Genomic DNA, 15315 nt, shown 5'->3' with positions numbered 1-15315 from the left:
GCCTCCTATTGAGTTGTCACAGGTCCTCCGGGGAGAAACCGAGTTGGCCGGCGAAGTCCACCGCCCATTCGCGTTCGGCGACCTTCATGGCTTCCTGGATCGCGGTCTGCGGAGTGGGGAACGGTTTGACGTCGCCGGGCTTTCCGCCGTTCGCCTTGCTGGTGATGGCGATGAGAGTTTTCAGGTCGTTGGCAACTGAGCTGAGGATTGTCGCGTGAAGATCCCACTCGGCCGTGCGCGGTGACCACGGCTGTTGCTCTTTACCCTGGCGCGCCTTGGCGATGGCCTTCGCGGCTTCAGGGTCGTTGGCTATCGCCTCGTTGAGCCTGCTGGCGGCGGGTAGCATGTCGATGAGTTCGAGCAGTGCCACCCACCGGCCAGCGTGGTACCACTCCGTCAGATCGACGCCGGGATACTCGTGTGCGAGATCGGCGCGGATCTGCGGGCGGTAGCGCTCTAGGAGCCCTCGGAGGCGGTATCTTCCCCCTGGTCGCCCCAGACGCCTTCGTAGTGGGCCATGACGGCGCTGACTACCGGGCCGAGCTTGCGCGGCGATGGGTACTCGGCGGTGAGGGCTTTGTAGTCCTCTTCCGAGAGCCAACGCTTCAGGGCCGGTGACATCTTGCCTGTCCGCCGCCCGTCGTCGAGGTCATCAAAGAATGCCTCTGCTTCCTCCAACGGAAGGTCGTAGACGTCCGGGAAAGTGATCAGCTTCCCGTTGGCCAGCGGGTACTGGGCCGGGTCGGTGTTCTCGGCCTCGACTTTGACGCGCTTGATGTTGCCGATGGGCTTGTCGTTGTTCTTTGCTGCCATGGTGTTACCTCCGGGTGGTGAGGGGTCTACTTGGTGGACTTGGATGCGGGCTTGACGCCCTCGGCGCGGCCGGTGTCGTTGGTGACAATGACCGGGCCGGACGGAAGTTCTCCGCCTTCATTGAGGGCCGGCGTCTCGCCCTTTTCCTCGACGAATCCGCGAGCGCGGAGCTCGCGGATTTCGTTGGCGAGGGAGGTTTCGAGGGTCAGGCCGTCTTTGGTGAATTTCGGCATTGCTGCTCCCTTGGTGCGGTTGGGTGGTTTGGGGTTTGGAGCGGGCCGCGCCACCACCACCCGGAAGAGTGGCGCGGCCCGCGGTCTATGGGTTACGGGGTTCCTGCGGTGAAGCCAAGAAGCTCCTTGTGCTTCAGGGCCCCCGTGCCGCCGATGTACTTGCGGACGGGCGTTCCCAGCTCGTCATCGTTGAAGATGTCGAGCGTGATCGGCTTGGTAACGGGATCGCTCGACCCCCACTTTTCGTTGTCCGTGGAAGCGAGCTTGACCAGGGGGTAGCCGCGGCCGAGGATCCAGTTGTTGTCAGCGGGGCCGTCGTTGCCGATGATGAGGAGCCGGTATTCCTTGCCGATGGGCAGGTCGAGTTCGTCGTAGACGATCTCCCCGGTGGTTGGATCCTGTGTGGTGGCACTCAGATCGAGGCCGTCCGTGAGTTCGAGCATGTGCCGGCGGCCGTGTTCCAGCGGCGTGAAAGTGACGGAGCGGGCTACTGCTGTGGTGTCGGAACGGACCGGTCCCGCGTAGCCGAAGGCGCTGACGTCTTCCTTGCTGATTTCCCGGCCAAAGTCGAAGCCATCCGGCGTGACGATACCGACGGGCTTCCATCCTGCAGTTTTGAAGTCGATCAAAGTGCCAGCGCCCGTGAACAGCGTTTCGGGCAGGTCAACAGTCGGATCGGCAATGACCGCAATCGCCCTCTGGATCTTGCGGATCAGCGCCCGCTCGTCGAAGTCCTGGCGGAGTGTTTCGAAAGTTGGCATGACAAAGAACCCCTTTCAAGGGCAAATGGTGTGTGTTGGTCCCCTGGAAGGGGTCAGAGGGGCCGGGACGTCACAGAGACCGTCGCGTCAGCCTTGTTGAGCGTGGCCGAGGTGTACGGGACATCAGTAGGCACCTGGTCAACGGTGATGCTGTCCAGGTAGCCGTGCGCGGTTTCGATGTCCGTTCCGCAGATGAACGCCTTGATCGATTCCAAGGTGTTCACCGCAGCCCGGCCCGGGGCATAGCATTCGAGCGCCACCTTATCCACGCGGTCCACGTAGCCCTCCGTCCCGCCTGGTAGGGCATAGATGAGGACGATCGGGAATGGTCCCTGCAGGACGCCGAAATCATCCGCGGGCAGGTGCAGCACTGCGCGGACCTGCTGGTCCAGATGCTCAGTCCCGTCGATGAGATCCGTGAGGCATTCCAAAGGGTCCGGGAAAACCAAGCCATCCATCATCAGCGTCCGCCTCTCATTGCTTTCATCACCCGCAGCAGGATCGCTTGTCGGGCGTCCCGCACATCGGGTGTCATCTCGCGGACCACCGCGCCGGAACGGCGCTCGTTCTTCCAGCCCGCCGTCACCGTGGCCGGCGCGGCCTCGTAATTGCCCTTGCCCGCGGCTTGGGCGCTTCCGGCCAGCTTGCGAGCAGCCGCGATGGTGACCGCCGCCGTCTTGCTGTTCTGTCCGAGCTGGCGAAGGCCTTCGTCATCGGCGTAGTAGCTCCGTGAGCCCCGCATCTTCCGCAGAGCCATCAGGGCATCACCAACGTGACCTCGACGCCCATAGGCCATACAGCTGGTCGGCCGTCCACGGACCACTCACCGGCCATGAGCGCACCCACAGGGACGCGGACCCGGTCCTTATGCTGGAACGAAAACCCCGGATCGAGATCCCGATACAGGGATGCCCTGCTGGATGCTGCTGCGGAGCGGTTGTCACCACCGAACGATGAGCCAGGGGCCACGATGCAATCAGTCACCGGGATCTCTTCCGGCGTGACCGGATTTCCCTTACTGTCGCGGCCACCGCCGCGGAGGACCACGACATCTGTCAGGTAATCGTCGGGAAACGAACTGATGAAGCTCACTGGCTTGCCCCCTCGGGCCACTCAAAGATGCTCTCGTACCGGCCCGAAGGTGGAGCCCAGAATCTCGGCTCCGCCGTTGCCCGGCCCTCGAAAACCTCAACCATCCACGGCTCGATGTTCGAAGGGTTCGTGCTGGCCGCTTCGAACGTGGCCGAAACGGACATCGGGCCAGTGGTCTTGCTGAAGGACTTCGCGCCGCGGACGGGTGAGCCTTCCACAGCGCTGAGCACCATCTGCACCACGACGTCGGCCACGTCCTCGGCGGTCAGGAGGTCATCCGGGCTAGCGATCCGCTGATCAACGTCCCGCCAGCGCCGCCTGATGGCCCGCGAGGCCATGCCCAGGTAATACTCCGCCTTCGGCCGCTCAGCAGCACGGAGCGGGCGCCACGCCTTTTCCAGCGTCTCAAGCTCAGCCAGATCTTCGGCCATGACGCCCACCCCCTCTACTTGGCTGCCGCGGTCTTGCCGGCAGTGGACTTGGCGTCCGCAGCGGCTTTCGCATCTGCAGCTGCCTTGGCGTCGGCCGCAGCCTTGGCATCTGCAGCCGCCTTGGCGTCAGCAGCAGCCTTGGCATCGGCTTCGGCCTTCGCTGCAGCGGCCTTCTCCGCTTCCGGATCCGGCGCCGGTTCAACCGTGACCTTCTCGATCCGGCCCAGCTTCACGAGCTGGTCCAGGATGCCCTGGTCAACGCCGTCGGGGATGGTGTCCCCGCGATCCACGAAGCGGGCGACGCGGTTGCCGTCGGCGGGGCCGATGGATACCTTCACTACCGTGGCCGTTGCCTTGTAGGTTGCCTTGCTCTCAGCCATGGTTAGGCCCCCGTTCCGGTCAGGTGGAACCCGGCGAGCGGGTTGGCCACGACAGGCACGTGTGGATTGCGTGCCTGGATACGCGTCTTGTCGGACTTTTCACGGAAGGTCGCGACTTCAACACCCGTGTCACCGCCCACGGGGCGGTACTCGGGCGAGGGGATGTTTTCCCGGCCGATACCCCCGAGGCGACGACGGTCAACGAACAACGGGTCTGAGAACTCGTCGTCGTCACTGGCGATCCAGGTGATTCCGCCGATGGTCGGGAAGTTGCCCGTGAGCGCCGTGGTGTCGTTGTCCGGAAGGACATCGAGCAGCTCGGGGATGACCTCGGCATGCTGTTCGCCGTTCAACACCACGGTGTCGATCGCGAAGCCGAGCTTCAGGCGTCGGGCAGCTGCCTGAACGCGGAGCGCGTCCTTGAGGATCTGCTTCCCGTTCGTCCACGCAGCCCCGGCGGTCAGCGTCTGAGTGACCGCTGACATGATGACGCCGAGGGCCAGCTCGTTGGCGCTGAACACCAGTTCCGTCTGTAGGAACAACAGGGCCTCATCAATGGGCCGGCGCAGGCTGCGGCCGACCTCTTCATCGGTGACCTCCGTGGCAAGGCCTTCCTTCTGAGCCGTGTAGATCTCGTACTGCTCAGCGCTCAGCGGCGTCAGCTTGTACTCGGCGCCAGGAGCCACCTTCTCGGAGCCGCGGTCGGTGCGGATCTTCTTGTTCACCGGAACGGCGATGGCGCCGCCCTTGACCTCGTAACGTCCCTGCAGGAGGAACAGGCCGATGAACTGCTGGGCCGTCAGGATCTCGCCGAGGCGGCGGGCCAGCTGTGTGGGGCTCTGGATGAATGCGATCAGCTCAGCCGCAGAGGCCTGCGACGTCTGGCTTGGGGTGAGGGGGTAAGTCCTCATCTAGTTACCGTCCCTTCTAGAGTTCGAGTGCCTCGACGGCAGCGCCGTCAGCGGCCGAGGTGAGCGCGATGTAGTACGCGGTGCCGGCGGCCAAGGTGCGGACCTTGCCCGCGCCGGCGGTTTCCAGCCGCTGGCCTCGGGTGACCGCGCCGGAAGCGGTCAGCAGGTGGACGGGCTTATTGACTTCGACGGTCACCTTGTCGCCGACGGCGGCATCATGACCGGCCACGCCGACGACCTTGGTGGAGGCCGCGGCCGCAGGTGCAACGGAGCGGTCCGAAGCGCCGACCTCGACGGGGTGGCCTCCGGTGACAGCCGTGGTGACGCCGAAGGTCACCGTCTGGCCGGGGCGGAACAGGGGCAGGTACTGACCCATAATCAGGACTCCTTCGGGAAGATGTGATCGTAGGCGCGGGCCTCGTCGGTGGCTTCTTCCACGCCGCCGGTGTAGCCGACCGTGTTTACCGGGACCAGGCCCGGTTCCAGTGCGGCGAGAGTGTCAGCCATGCCCGGATCTGCCTCAAGGGAGTTGAGCCAGTGATCACGGCGGGCCGGGGGAATGCGGCCGTCCTGTACGGCTGCGTTCACGAGCGCGGAGCGTTCGTCGGCCAGCTGCTGCTGGCGAGCCAGGCGGCCGTCAGCGGCGTCGTTACGCAACTCTTGGTACTGGGCTGCGTCCAGCACGACCGTTCCGGGAGCCGGAGCGGCTGCGGCCGCTGCAGGCGTCTCTTCGGTCTCCTGCTCTTCGAGCACCTCATCGAGGGCTTCGAGCAGCTGGTCTTCGTCGAGTTCCGTGTCAGCCCGGATGCCGAGCCGTTCACGAAGCCCCTGGGTCAGTTTTGCCGACATAGTGCCGGTTCCTTTCTCTATGGGGGTGATGGTGTCCTTCGGCTCGGCCGGAGGTTTCTGGATGGTCTTTTCGACCATGTGGGCTGCCGCTGCGAGCGCCGAGCCGTTGACCAGGCTGAGCTGGGGGCGGCGTTCGTGGCGGCTGTTGAGTGCCGGAGCCGGTGCGTTTTGGCGGCCGGCGTGGGCAAAGATGGAGAGGTCGAAGCGGTTGCTTGCGTCCTCGGTTTCGGGTCTCTTGGCGACTTTCGCGACCCGGTCAGCGAGCCCTGCCGCGACAGCTTCATCTGCCGTGTACCAGGTCTCTTCCTTCATGGCCGCGCGCCATTCATCGACGGTTCCGCCGGCGCGCTCGGCGTAGATCCCGGCGATGGTCCCAGAGATCCTGTCCAGGTCGCCGGCTACCTTCTGCAGATCCTCGGCGTTGCCCCACGTGAGCGCCGACGCTTCGTGGATCATCAGCTCCGATCCCTGACCCATGACCACCTCATCGGCGGCTTGGATGATGAACGAAGCGGCCGAAGCCGCCAGCCCGTCAACGGTCGCGATGACGGTGGCTTGGTGTCGGCGGAGGGCGTTCATGATGGCCACACCGTCATAGACCGAACCGCCGGGGGAATTGACAAACAGGTTGATCGTGGAGACATCCAGAGCGGTCAGTTCACGGACGAACCGGGATGCGCTCACGCCCCACCAACTGTCGATCATCTCGTAGATGTAGAGGTCCGCTGAGTCGTTCTCGGTTGAGGCTTCCATCCGGTACCAAGGCCCGGGTGCCGGGGAGGGCTTGAGCATTCGAATTGTCATGAGTTCTCCGTTGCGGTGATTCGTGGCTGTGGATCCCGGGCGGTGGCCGGGTCGGCCTCCGGCATGCCATAGGTGTTGCGCAGGAAATCGTCCAGCTTCTGGTCTGCTTTGATGGCTCCGCAGTCGATAAGCATCTTGATCGCCTCAGCCGTTGGCGCGTGCCGTGAGCCAATCTCTTCGAAGACCAGCCGCGGGGCTGGTTCGTTGACTCCCCAGTTGACGTCCACGATGTCTTCGATGACGTGCTGGGTGGTGGTGTCAGCGATCTGCATCGCAAGCGTCTGCAGCGACAGTGTGAAGAAGTCCGCGAAGGTTGATCCCAGCGCCCAGGAACCGGTCTCGGTTCCAAGGTTCAGGAAGTGGGCCAGGACTGCCCTGGCAATCTGCTCGTCGTAGTAGCGGATCGGAGTATCGGCATCCGGGAGGGTGCCTGTGACGCCCTTGAGTTCCAGCTCGGCTTCGTGGGGGATGGACCCGCCGGAGTTGTCGCCGGAACGGATGCCCTTGGCGAGCTTCAGGCCCGCATCGATCTCCTTGTTTTCCCTGGCAATGCGATCTTCGCCTGTCACAGAGTCGGGGATCTTCGAGGCCGTGTAGACCGGGACGCCCATGCCGTTGCGGTCAAGGGTCTGGGCCTGCACCCGCAACGCCCGGTCTTTCAGCAGCCAGTTCTTGTACGCGGGCCGCAAGATGGATTGGCCGAGCCAGTTGCCGCCCTCGCGGTCGTTGACGTACACCACCAGTCGCTCAACACCCATCGGCTCTTTGGCGTTGTGTTGATGGATTGCCACCAAACCACCGTCAGGGGCGACATCGACGCGGGAGATCGTCTTGGGCGGACGCCACGCCAGCTTCCGGAGCCGGGCGACGCCCGCCTCGTCGATGCGGTACTGCTGTTCGAACACCGAATGCCCGAAAGGAAGCATCAACAAGGCCAGTCGCAGATGCTCGGGCCAGGAGAACCGGTCACGGGTCCGGATCACCGGAGTGTTCTCGGCCCCGACCAGGGGCAGGCCAAGGTCATCAGCCACTCGCTGGGCAACCTCAGGCCGGCAACCGCTCCCGTCGATACGCCACTTGGTGCGACGGATCGGCAACGTCATGGCCCGAAGCACCGAAGTGATCTGGGCATCTTGTCGGCGCATGCGGTCGTAAACCTCGATGTTGTGAGGCCACCGAAGTTCCGGTGTTTCCTCAACGTCAAGATCGGACCACCACTCGCTTGCAGTCGTCGCGTAGCCAACTTCCGTGAGCGGAGCGGCTGTGACGGGTTCGGCTTTGTTCTTGCGTGAGCTTGCCGACTTCCACCACTTCACCAAGGCGCCCTCCTTTCATCAGAAGCCCATATGGGCCACGTTGTCTTCGACGTAGGTCGTTTCCTCGGTTGCGATAGCGGCCGGTGGAGGCGGCGGTGGGGGCGGTTCGATCACCCGGCGACTCATGAGCCACTTCGCGGCGATGAAGGCCATTAGCGGCGCGATCTCTGCCGGTGACGCATTGCGATCCGGGAGAGCAGCTCCGCCGCTGAAGATCTTCAAGACGGCGACCGTGGCCGCCGTATCTAGAGGCGGCTGCGGGTTGTGCCTGACGGTCCCATCGCGCACCGCATCGAAGACGTCAGCCCAACCGCTTGTGAGGTCGCTTCCTGACCACTCAACAACCGGGATGGTGAACTCATCGTCGGCGTCCAGATCCTCCATCAGCGGTGAGATGGGTGCGCCTCTGGACTGACCAGCGACGGCCTTGATCCTGCCGCGGCGTTTGTCATCCATGAGCCATTCCTTGACCCAGTCTGAACCGGGCCGGGCGGTCACGACTTCGACCTGGTACTTTCCGTCGGCGCGGAAGCCTCCGAACGCGATGTAGGTCATGGATCGGTCATGGGATTGATCGACGCCCGCCCAAACGGGTGAACCTGGGATGATCCGGTCCTCGTCGGCGACCGTCACGGTTCCGTCCTCAAGGTGGAGCAAGGCGTTCTTGCCTTTGTCCCACGCTCCGGGTGGGAACGGCCCCAGCAGTGTGCTCTCTGACCACTGGCACAGCACTTCGGTTCGGAAAACCCATTCAGGGTCCGTCCTGCAGGCCGCTGCGATGGTTCGCTCGGTGAAGCCCGGGTTCCAATTCAGCGATGGATTCGCTTGTGCCCAGCCCTGACGGTCGCGCTTGTCGCAGCCCGGGGCTGCTGACCATTCGCCGAGGAACAGGGTGTCTTCGTCCTGTTCGAAGTCGGCCAGCTCGTCATCGTCGAGGTCGTCAGGGTCGCCCTCAACCAGGTCGGCGACGTCGAGCGCGGTTGGCCCTGCAGCTCCGATTTCCTCATTGATGCCGTCCGGATCCCCAACGGCTTCGTGGGCCATCTTCCGGAGGTACTTCAGGACGATGGAGGTCATGTCGCCAGCATTGGACAGGGCAAGGATCAACGCCTCGGCCTGCGCCATCGTCGTCTTGGTGATCGCGCCCCAAGCTTCCCAGTTCTGATGCTCTCGCAGCTCATCGAGCATGATCAGGTTGCCGGTGAACCCACGGCCAGCCCGACGGTTGGCTGCCTTGACTTTGTACCGGGGGCCGGTCTTCTTACCTGCCTTGCTCTGGGCCTCTTGGGGATTCAGCTCCAGAGCCTTTTTGCCGTTGACCTTGACGACGCGTTTGAGGAGCTTGGATAGCTCCTCGTCCTCTTCCACCAGGTCTACAGCGCCCTGCCATACTTCCTCGGCGGTTTCGAGATCCTGCGCGGTTCCCATGACCAGGGGCCAGCCCCACACGATCATGAACCAGAGCGCGAGCACCTGTGACAGCGTGCTCTTGCCGTTCTGGCGGGCGATCAGCACAACCGCGGTACGGAACCTCAGCGAGCCGTCCGGTAGCAGCTCCAACATGCGGCAGAGCAGCACCTTCTGCCACGGGTACAGCTCCACGCCGAGGGCATCGCGGGAGAAATCGATGACGTCATAGCCCAGTGTCGTCTCCGGCGTCAGGGGCCGCAGCGGCGGAGTGCAGATACGTGGCTCGGCGTATCCGTAGATCTTCGGCCGCTTCGCCCCTGTCTGGTCCGGTATGGGGACGTGGCAGACCTGGCGGTAGTAGTCGCCGGGGTCTACTGCGTTCGGGCCACTAACCGGATCGGCGTGCCCTGGCGCGAGCTTGGAAGTCTGTGACACTCGCACCTCCCGGCTTGGGTTCTTCGGCCGGCGCATCGCCCGCTGCAGGTGCAGCTGCAGGGGCGGGGACTCCGACGCCCGGGATTGACGCTGGTGTTACTTGCAGCTCGGCGCAGGCCTTCAGGTACTGGGGAACAGTTGTGGTCATGGCCTTCTGCAGGGCCTCCATGCTGTCCCGCTGGGCTTCGTCGATCATCCAGGCCAGGGTCTTCAGTGCGGCGACCGGACCGGCGAAGCGCGGCCCGTGCAGGTGCTTGGCCTCGGCGATGGTCCGGGCGGTCGCGTCGGCGATGTAACCGCTCTTCCTGGTCGGCTTCACGAGAGGGGCAAAGCGGTCTCCCCAGACGCGGATCTGCTCGGCCGTCGAACGCTCTACCGCGAGCGCCGGGTGGGGGATGACCTTGCCCCGGGTGTCGGTGACAACCATGCCTTCGTCTTCGATCCGGCCCCGAGCTTCCCGGAGCCGGGCGGTGAGGGTGCAGTAGGTTTCCAGCGCGACCCGGTCAACCTTTCCGACCAGGTCATTGCTGGCTACGATTTCGCGCCACACGTCCGCGACCGGGCCGGGCAGGTGATCGGGCGCTTCTACAGGCTCAGGGGCGTCGGACGGTTTGCGCTTGGTCATAGATTCAACTCCCCGATTTCCATCTTGCCGATGTCGAGCGGCTTCGTGGATAGGTGGCCGATGGTGATCGAGTGCAGCGGGCGTGCCTGAATTGACGGCCATTCTGACGCTGCCTGGGGCCGCAGCCGGGCCACGAGGTCGGACAGCTGCCGGCGTGACTTTCGCCAGTCGATAAGGAGGGCGATGTCAGCGACGCTCATTTGCGGGTAGTCGGCCAGGACATCCCTGACGGCTGGCTCAGCGTCCTCGGAGGCCGAGGGGCGGTAGTAGTTGTATCTGGCTCCCGGGCGCAGCGCGCGGCGTACAGCGTTCCGTGAGGCACCGTGGCCCCGGCTGATACTTCGGATCGATTCGCCGTCCTCGCGGGCTTCCCTGAAGGCTTGGCGATCGTGCACTTCAGGGGTTCTTCCGGCCCTGCCACGCCTCGGCATGGCCGACCGTCAGGAGGTGGGGCGTGTCTTTCAACTTGAGAAGGGCAGTCAGGATGTGGACCGTATCATCCACTCCGTATTCAACACCTGGCCGCGGGCCTTGGTTGAGCAATGTCCTGTAGCCGATGATCCTGGGGTCATTCTTGGGCATCTCGTGAACCCATTTGAGATGGTCCGCTTGATGGCCGTCTATGACAACGAGAACACGCTCAACCCCGGCCGGCGCTTGCATGAGCCACTTCATGGCCAGCCGAGTCTTGCCCTCCTGACGAGCGCCGAGGATGGCATGCTCCGGTCCTTCGCGGTAATTCGGGTCATCCAGTTTCGCGGACCTCGCTTTGGTAGCCCTGAGGTTGTTGTGGAATTCGGGGGAGGGGTCAATATCGAGAGCCGAGCCAATCATGCGGTCGGATGCGTACGCCAAGATATCGGGCGTGTTTGCATCGTCACGATTGCCATCATTTGCCATGTTCGAACCGGCCTTTCGGGTAAGATGATGGGTCCGTTTTCCCCGCCAATTCAACGTTTCCGGCCCAAATCCATGCGGCGCGAGGCCCGGGGGGAGAGGGAGGTGCAGGCGGGGAGTGTCCGGGACGGTGGGAGGCTGGATTTTTGGCGGTTCACCAGTCCTCGGACACCGTGCCGAGGTCCGGTTGGTGGATCCCGGACCAGCCAGGGAAGTCCGTGACACCATCGGTCCCGTCGAACCGTTGAAACCAAGTCCTCACACCAACGAGTGTGTTTACCTTGTCGGCCCTGTCTCGTTGTCTGATCCGTTGTGCCAGCTCGTTCTGATCAGCCGTCAGCAGGAACACGTGAGTAGCAGCTACCAACTGCGCTGCCTTGGCCCGGGCCGCCGATGTCGCGCCGGTCCTGATGACAACAGCTTGGGCATTCGGGTCAGTGGCGATGGCCGCGAGCGCATCAGTGAAGTGGCGTTCGCTCATCCACTCCGGGTCGTCACGGTCGAAGACCTTCAGGCCTGACTGTCTGGCCGCGGTGGTCTTGCCGGCACCGGGCGGTCCACACAACACAACGACTGTTCGGGCCACCGGCTCACCAGTCCTCTGACGTCACGCCCATGCCAAGGTCTTCACTCGGACCAGCTGCCTTGTTGCACGACAGATGGGCAGGCTCCCAGTTGCTGGGTTCCCAGGTCAGATGCGGGTAGAGCTTCCGTGACTTCACGTGCTGCACACTGCAGGACTGCTCGTGCGGATAGGTCAGCGTGTAGTCGATGCCCTGCTTGCAGATACAGCAAGGCTTGTCCTTCCGGCGCCCTTCGGCCTTGACCTTGAGAAGCGCGTCACCTGCCCGGCGTCCGGACCAGGCGGGGATGCTCATGCCGTTCAAGCAACTCACCACCTCGGGCATGACAAAGGCCCCGACGGTAATTCGTCGAGGCCTTCATCCAAAGCTTTGGGGACAGCTATCCCCTCGGATTTAGGGTACTACACTTTCAGACCCGCATCCGCCTTCGCCCCTGCATGTACTCAAACACGTTGAGAACATCGCCCGGATAGTAGATCCGCTGCGCCCTCTCCGAGGTGGTGACCCGGTCCAGGACGTACTGCAGCTTGCCCAACTGCACCCAGTTCTCAAAGTCCTTCTTGAGGATCACTACCTTGGTCTTTCGCTGCAGGAACTCTCGCACTGCCCGCGGTGGCATGGGTTCCCCTCTGGCTTTGCGTCTCAGCTTGTCCATGACGTCGCCTACGTTGTGGACGGTGTTGCACTCAGGGCACTTGACCGTGACTTCGTCAGGGTGGGCAACCAGCCGGCCATCACAGGGGGTCGGATCATCATCCTCGTCTTCACCATCGAGCGGTTCCTCGCAGCGGCCATAGACCCGGGAGTCTTCCGGCCCCCACACCAAGTCGCGGGCCTTGGTCACCCAGTCCCGCGCCATGAACAGAATCTCCCCAGCTTTCTGGTTGTCGGCTGCTGTCTCATACGCACGGGCCGGGAGCTGGTGAAGCCAAGCCCGCAGCAGGTAGGCATCCACGTTCATGGCAGGCCGGGACTTCGCTACACCGCCACCACCGCCACTTGCACCCGGGCTCCTGGTCACAGCTGTCTGATCGATGGCCCCACCGATGAACTGCAGCAGCGGCCCCACGTCAGCGAGCAGCGAATCCAACTCCACGATGCAATCTGTGCAGAGGTAGAGCGACGTCTCCCGACCGCAGTCTTCTGTCGTGCAGGTGGTCATTTGTCCCCTCTCAGTTCTCGCAGGATTCGACCGCTCGCCAAATCCTCAGGCCGCCACACGCCAACATCGAGGCCGGCCAATTTGAGGATCCTCATGCAGAGCGCTTGGGCAGGACGCACCCGACCCGTTGCAGTCTTCAGCTCCCGGAACAGGACACGTCGCCTGGACAGACTGCCGAGGACGAGATCCGGAAAGCCTGCCTGCGAACGCCGGCTATCCGGGTTGTGGTACCGCAGCTCATATTGAAGGTATTGGGCGAGTTCCATGACGGACTTCTGGAACTGGTCTTCTGCTGGTGAGTTATGCGATGAAAGTCGTTTGGTAGGCATGTTCAGTTCCGTCCTCGGTTGCGGGGGCGTCTTCTTCTGGTTTGGTTCTTGGGTTTGCCTTGGGAGGTGTGCGGGGCTTCCTGCCCTGCACTTCCCTTACCTGCCTGACCCGTCCCGTCCCTACCCGTCCCGACATATCCAGATCCGGGATACCTGTGTCCTGGGTCGGGATTTGGTCTGGTGTTGGTCTTTGGTGCCGTTGCAGCCGGGTGTGCCGTTGCTGCCGGTGAATGCCTAACCGTTGCTGTGTGGGTTGTGGAGTCGCTGTCCGGGCCGGAGGGTGCCGTTGCCTCGCTTTGTGCCGGAGCGGCCTGCTTGGGCTGCTCTACGGCTTGCGTCTCGTCCGTTGCCGTCGTGGTGACGGCCGGTGTGCCTGGTCGGGTGTAGGTGGGTTCTATCGGGGTGCCGTGTTTGGCGATGAAAGCGGCCGTTGCTTCGCCAGTGAGAGGCTCTGCCGGGACTGGAAGGGTCTTCCAGTTGCTTTCGGGGTCATCTTGTCTGCGTCCGTTGCACTCCCGGCAGCAGACCACGAGGGTGTCTACGGTGCCGGCGTGGCCGGGGTTGGTGTGGTCGTAGGTGGCGCCACGTCCTGATTTGGTGTCTCCCCAGGCGACGGTCTTGCCGCAGTAGCGGCAGGCGTCGCCGTCGCGGGCTCTGACTCTCCACGTAAGTTCGGGGTTGCGGGTGTCCCTCTTTCTCTGGTTCGTCCACTCTCTTTCGGCTTTGAGGATCATGTGGAAGAGGTCGTTATCTTCGACGAGCTTGAACGCCTTGCGCTCTTCGCCGTCCACGATGATCTTGGTTTCGCTGAGGTAGCCGCAGAACTTCGCGGCCTTGATCAGCTCGTTGTACCGGCCGAGCGATCCGGCCATCTGCCGGGCGGTGCCGACACTGATGATGTAATCCTGCTCGTAAGCAGCTGCTTGCGTGGCGCAGCGGGCCACGAAGCCGAAGCACTCGTTGAGGATCCGGTCATCGGCGTCGTCCATTTCCACGGCGGCGAGGACGATGGGGTGATTCGCCGCCGCGTCGCCCTGCTTCAGCCATGGCACTGGATGGACCTTCTTTCGTGGTTATCGCCGTAACCGGCAAGGTTGTGTAGATGAACGCCCGACGGTAGGCCACGGACAGGGGCCGGTTCGCTGCAGCCAGGCGCAGCAGCGCTGAGCGTTGCCACGGCGTCAGTTGTTCCCCTGGGACCTTTTCGGCATAGTCGATCAGGCGGGTTCCGGACTTATTCGTAGTCATGCCGAGCGCCTCCGTGCTTGCCGGTGGATGCGGTCACTGAGGAACTGCGTGAGTGCCCGGTCGGGGTTCACAGGAGCCTCAGCGTGCGGGATTTCCGTTGGCGGCGGGAGCTGCTCCCAGCCCTGCTTTGCGGCGTAGGCGAGCGCCCTGGTGATTGCGGCCTGCTCGTGGCGATTTCGAGCTACTCTTGGTTTGTCCCAGAGCAGCAGGTATAGGGTTCGGATCTCGCGTGCCGTTTTGGCGCTGCAGTGGGTTCGGTCCATGACCAGTGCGAAGTTCCCATGGTTTCGTCCGAAGCGCTTGCTCTGCCAGCCAATTGAGTAGCCGAGGCATACCAGGGGCTTGATTCTGTCTTGGGTTGGTCCGGCCTTGATGGCTACCGTTTCCCCGAGGGTGGTGAGCGAAGGCCGGATGGCGAGTATGCGAGCTGCGACGCGTTTTTCCACTCTTGCCCGCGGAGGCATGCCTCGGGACGGATCGCCGTAGATGATCTTCCCGAGGGTCGCGTTTGATACCTTTGCGAGCTTCGCGATGGTCTTCAGTCCGTAGCCGGCCTTTTTCAGTCTGACCAGGTGCTGACGGACCGGCTCAGCGTCAACGCGGCCTGTGTCATAGGTGCCAGCAGCCTTAGCCGAGGCCCGCTCGTTTTCACGGCGTGTGTTGGCCTCGGTGCAGGGGGTGCAGCGGCACCTATCCAGAACGTACGCCTGAGGCGTGCCGTGTTGGTGGCGGGCCTTGGGGTGCTCGCAGTCGCGTAAGGGGCGGTCGCTCATCACCTCTCCTTTCGTTCAGTTCTTGGGCCGGTGCAAGCACACCGGCGGATTCCTTGAGTTTCTTCGGAGTAGACGATGCCGTTGCATGATGGCCACTTGTCGTCTGGGGCTCCGTGGTAATGGCCGCAGTCCGGGCACCGACTCACTCGACGTCGCCATCCTGAGGCAGCTTTCCCGGTATACATGGAAAGATCTGGGCGTAGAAGTCCGGATGATCGTGGAGCAGTTGAGAGAGTTTCGCCGTGAGGATGGGCGTCTGGTC

At 63.4% G+C, this 15315-nt stretch carries 23 protein-coding genes; all 23 read right to left on the bottom strand.

The window, feature by feature from the left end; translation table 11 throughout:
- Nucleotides 1-16: 16 nt before the first annotated feature.
- The 23 genes from RI444_RS15455 to RI444_RS15345 all read right to left on the bottom strand — a co-directional run bounded on the left by RI444_RS15455 (nucleotide 17) and on the right by RI444_RS15345 (nucleotide 15053).
- A complete protein-coding gene (locus tag RI444_RS15455) occupies nucleotides 17-370 on the bottom strand; it encodes a hypothetical protein (protein WP_207605737.1) in 354 nt (117 codons plus the stop codon).
- 86 nt (nucleotides 371-456) lie between these two features.
- Complete coding sequence (locus RI444_RS15450) at nucleotides 457-813, bottom strand: hypothetical protein (protein WP_207605738.1); 357 nt, start codon at nucleotides 811-813, stop codon at nucleotides 457-459.
- Between the two features lie 26 nt (nucleotides 814-839).
- A complete protein-coding gene (locus tag RI444_RS15445) occupies nucleotides 840-1046 on the bottom strand; it encodes a hypothetical protein (protein WP_207605739.1) in 207 nt (68 codons plus the stop codon).
- Between the two features lie 92 nt (nucleotides 1047-1138).
- Nucleotides 1139-1807, bottom strand: a complete 669-nt coding sequence (locus tag RI444_RS15440; RefSeq protein WP_207605740.1) for a hypothetical protein — start codon at nucleotides 1805-1807, stop codon at nucleotides 1139-1141.
- Nucleotides 1808-1860: 53 nt separating this feature from the next.
- A complete protein-coding gene (locus RI444_RS15435; protein WP_207605741.1) occupies nucleotides 1861-2268 on the bottom strand; it encodes a hypothetical protein in 408 nt (135 codons plus the stop codon).
- The gene (locus RI444_RS15430; RefSeq protein WP_207605742.1) at nucleotides 2268-2564 is read right to left on the bottom strand and encodes a hypothetical protein; all 297 of its coding nucleotides are present in this window, start codon (nucleotides 2562-2564) and stop codon (nucleotides 2268-2270) included. Before RI444_RS15430 ends, RI444_RS15435 begins: the two co-directional genes overlap by 1 nt.
- The gene (locus RI444_RS15425) at nucleotides 2564-2899 is read right to left on the bottom strand and encodes a hypothetical protein (RefSeq protein WP_207605743.1); all 336 of its coding nucleotides are present in this window, start codon (nucleotides 2897-2899) and stop codon (nucleotides 2564-2566) included. Before RI444_RS15425 ends, RI444_RS15430 begins: the two co-directional genes overlap by 1 nt.
- The gene (locus RI444_RS15420) at nucleotides 2896-3330 is read right to left on the bottom strand and encodes a Gp19/Gp15/Gp42 family protein (RefSeq protein WP_207605744.1); all 435 of its coding nucleotides are present in this window, start codon (nucleotides 3328-3330) and stop codon (nucleotides 2896-2898) included. The genes RI444_RS15425 and RI444_RS15420 overlap by 4 nt, the downstream gene beginning before the upstream one ends.
- Before the next feature lie 14 nt (nucleotides 3331-3344).
- A complete protein-coding gene (locus tag RI444_RS15415) occupies nucleotides 3345-3710 on the bottom strand; it encodes a hypothetical protein (RefSeq protein WP_207605745.1) in 366 nt (121 codons plus the stop codon).
- Nucleotides 3711-3712: 2 nt separating this feature from the next.
- Nucleotides 3713-4621 (bottom strand): hypothetical protein, encoded by a 909-nt coding sequence (locus tag RI444_RS15410; protein ID WP_316963828.1) that lies wholly within the window; start codon nucleotides 4619-4621, stop codon nucleotides 3713-3715.
- A 16-nt stretch (nucleotides 4622-4637) separates the two neighbouring features.
- Nucleotides 4638-4997, bottom strand: coding sequence for a capsid cement protein (locus tag RI444_RS15405; protein WP_207605747.1), 360 nt, complete (start codon nucleotides 4995-4997; stop codon nucleotides 4638-4640).
- A 2-nt stretch (nucleotides 4998-4999) separates the two neighbouring features.
- Nucleotides 5000-6274, bottom strand: coding sequence for a head maturation protease, ClpP-related (locus tag RI444_RS15400; RefSeq protein ID WP_207605748.1), 1275 nt, complete (start codon nucleotides 6272-6274; stop codon nucleotides 5000-5002).
- Entirely contained in the window at nucleotides 6271-7590 is a 1320-nt protein-coding gene (locus RI444_RS15395) for a hypothetical protein (protein WP_207605749.1), read from the bottom strand. Before RI444_RS15395 ends, RI444_RS15400 begins: the two co-directional genes overlap by 4 nt.
- An 18-nt stretch (nucleotides 7591-7608) precedes the next feature.
- Nucleotides 7609-9435: a hypothetical protein gene (locus RI444_RS15390; protein WP_207605750.1), complete on the bottom strand. Its 1827-nt coding sequence runs from the start codon at nucleotides 9433-9435 to the stop codon at nucleotides 7609-7611.
- Nucleotides 9389-10060 (bottom strand): P27 family phage terminase small subunit, encoded by a 672-nt coding sequence (locus RI444_RS15385; RefSeq protein ID WP_207605751.1) that lies wholly within the window; start codon nucleotides 10058-10060, stop codon nucleotides 9389-9391. Before RI444_RS15385 ends, RI444_RS15390 begins: the two co-directional genes overlap by 47 nt.
- Entirely contained in the window at nucleotides 10057-10455 is a 399-nt protein-coding gene (locus tag RI444_RS15380; protein WP_207605752.1) for a hypothetical protein, read from the bottom strand. Before RI444_RS15380 ends, RI444_RS15385 begins: the two co-directional genes overlap by 4 nt.
- A 1-nt stretch (nucleotide 10456) precedes the next feature.
- Nucleotides 10457-10960, bottom strand: coding sequence for a hypothetical protein (locus RI444_RS15375; protein ID WP_207605753.1), 504 nt, complete (start codon nucleotides 10958-10960; stop codon nucleotides 10457-10459).
- Nucleotides 10961-11111: 151 nt separating this feature from the next.
- Nucleotides 11112-11543, bottom strand: a complete 432-nt coding sequence (locus tag RI444_RS15370) for a hypothetical protein (RefSeq protein WP_207605754.1) — start codon at nucleotides 11541-11543, stop codon at nucleotides 11112-11114.
- Nucleotides 11544-11547: 4 nt separating this feature from the next.
- Nucleotides 11548-11835, bottom strand: coding sequence for a hypothetical protein (locus RI444_RS15365; RefSeq protein ID WP_207605755.1), 288 nt, complete (start codon nucleotides 11833-11835; stop codon nucleotides 11548-11550).
- Between the two features lie 115 nt (nucleotides 11836-11950).
- The gene (locus RI444_RS15360) at nucleotides 11951-12637 is read right to left on the bottom strand and encodes a hypothetical protein (protein ID WP_316963827.1); all 687 of its coding nucleotides are present in this window, start codon (nucleotides 12635-12637) and stop codon (nucleotides 11951-11953) included.
- A 62-nt stretch (nucleotides 12638-12699) separates the two neighbouring features.
- A complete protein-coding gene (locus RI444_RS15355) occupies nucleotides 12700-12969 on the bottom strand; it encodes a VRR-NUC domain-containing protein (protein WP_242703230.1) in 270 nt (89 codons plus the stop codon).
- Between the two features lie 65 nt (nucleotides 12970-13034).
- The gene (locus RI444_RS15350; protein ID WP_207605758.1) at nucleotides 13035-14084 is read right to left on the bottom strand and encodes an HNH endonuclease; all 1050 of its coding nucleotides are present in this window, start codon (nucleotides 14082-14084) and stop codon (nucleotides 13035-13037) included.
- A 192-nt stretch (nucleotides 14085-14276) separates the two neighbouring features.
- Nucleotides 14277-15053: a hypothetical protein gene (locus tag RI444_RS15345; protein WP_207605759.1), complete on the bottom strand. Its 777-nt coding sequence runs from the start codon at nucleotides 15051-15053 to the stop codon at nucleotides 14277-14279.
- Nucleotides 15054-15315: the final 262 nt, after the last annotated feature.

It is taken from the genome of Paenarthrobacter sp. AT5 (assembly GCF_032764245.1).
Lineage (GTDB): Bacteria > Actinomycetota > Actinomycetes > Actinomycetales > Micrococcaceae > Arthrobacter > Arthrobacter ureafaciens.
Note: the sequence above shows the minus strand (reverse complement) of the source record. Positions and strands in the feature narration are given on the sequence as shown.

Excerpts from the sequence above, each read along its gene's own strand:
- RI444_RS15355 (WP_242703230.1), bottom strand. The coding sequence starts at position 12,969 with ATGGAACTCGCCCAATACCTTCAATATGAGCTGCGGTACCACAACCCG.
- RI444_RS15385 (WP_207605751.1), bottom strand. The coding sequence starts at position 10,060 with ATGACCAAGCGCAAACCGTCCGACGCCCCTGAGCCTGTAGAAGCGCCC.
- RI444_RS15420 (WP_207605744.1), bottom strand. The coding sequence starts at position 3,330 with ATGGCCGAAGATCTGGCTGAGCTTGAGACGCTGGAAAAGGCGTGGCGC.
- RI444_RS15435 (WP_207605741.1), bottom strand. The coding sequence starts at position 2,268 with ATGATGGATGGCTTGGTTTTCCCGGACCCTTTGGAATGCCTCACGGAT.
- RI444_RS15400 (WP_207605748.1), bottom strand. The coding sequence starts at position 6,274 with ATGACAATTCGAATGCTCAAGCCCTCCCCGGCACCCGGGCCTTGGTAC.
- RI444_RS15345 (WP_207605759.1), bottom strand. The coding sequence starts at position 15,053 with ATGAGCGACCGCCCCTTACGCGACTGCGAGCACCCCAAGGCCCGCCAC.
- RI444_RS15430 (WP_207605742.1), bottom strand. The coding sequence starts at position 2,564 with ATGGCTCTGCGGAAGATGCGGGGCTCACGGAGCTACTACGCCGATGAC.
- RI444_RS15410 (WP_316963828.1), bottom strand. The coding sequence starts at position 4,621 with ATGAGGACTTACCCCCTCACCCCAAGCCAGACGTCGCAGGCCTCTGCG.
- RI444_RS15415 (WP_207605745.1), bottom strand. The coding sequence starts at position 3,710 with ATGGCTGAGAGCAAGGCAACCTACAAGGCAACGGCCACGGTAGTGAAG.
- RI444_RS15445 (WP_207605739.1), bottom strand. The coding sequence starts at position 1,046 with ATGCCGAAATTCACCAAAGACGGCCTGACCCTCGAAACCTCCCTCGCC.
- RI444_RS15365 (WP_207605755.1), bottom strand. The coding sequence starts at position 11,835 with ATGAGCATCCCCGCCTGGTCCGGACGCCGGGCAGGTGACGCGCTTCTC.
- RI444_RS15440 (WP_207605740.1), bottom strand. The coding sequence starts at position 1,807 with ATGCCAACTTTCGAAACACTCCGCCAGGACTTCGACGAGCGGGCGCTG.
- RI444_RS15450 (WP_207605738.1), bottom strand. The coding sequence starts at position 813 with ATGGCAGCAAAGAACAACGACAAGCCCATCGGCAACATCAAGCGCGTC.
- RI444_RS15405 (WP_207605747.1), bottom strand. The coding sequence starts at position 4,997 with ATGGGTCAGTACCTGCCCCTGTTCCGCCCCGGCCAGACGGTGACCTTC.
- RI444_RS15375 (WP_207605753.1), bottom strand. The coding sequence starts at position 10,960 with ATGGCAAATGATGGCAATCGTGACGATGCAAACACGCCCGATATCTTG.